Genomic DNA, 507 nt, shown 5'->3' on the forward strand with positions numbered 1-507 from the left:
CGAAAGGAATATGAGCAAACCGTCATCTCCGGCAAATACAAAAGCAGAATGATGGGCTTTGGATCTGTAAGAGATTTTGATAAACCTGGCTATTATATCCGTAACGCTATGTTTCCAAAACAAAGGGAAGAAATGCACGTAAATCAAACGCCCAAAATTGAAACCCAAATCTATAAAATGGATGCTGACAATCTGTTCAAACGCAAGGAGCATGCCGAACATATCAAGGCAGACCCGTATTTTCTCCATCCTGATGATGTACAGGTGATTGGCGAGCGTACATGCGAGAAGCCATTTTATGTGAAGGGCTTAGTCGGCCAGTCTGCCATGAGCTACGGTTCTCTTGGAGAACGGGCTGTTACGGCGCTCTCAAAAGGGCTCCATCAGGCAGGCGGCACCTGGATGAATACAGGTGAAGGAGGATTGTCTGAGTATCACTTAAAGGGCGGCGCCGATATCATTTGCCAAATCGGACCGGGCCTATTCGGCGTGCGCAAAAGAACGGGG

At 47.5% G+C, this 507-nt stretch carries 1 protein-coding gene; it reads left to right on the forward strand.

The features are described 5' to 3' along the window. Positions 1–507, forward strand: a 507-nt coding sequence (locus ADICYQ_RS31225; RefSeq protein WP_040415897.1) for a glutamate synthase-related protein, incomplete at both ends; no start/stop codon positions are given.

It is taken from the genome of Cyclobacterium qasimii M12-11B, from assembly GCF_000427295.1.
GTDB classification, from domain to species: domain Bacteria; phylum Bacteroidota; class Bacteroidia; order Cytophagales; family Cyclobacteriaceae; genus Cyclobacterium; species Cyclobacterium qasimii.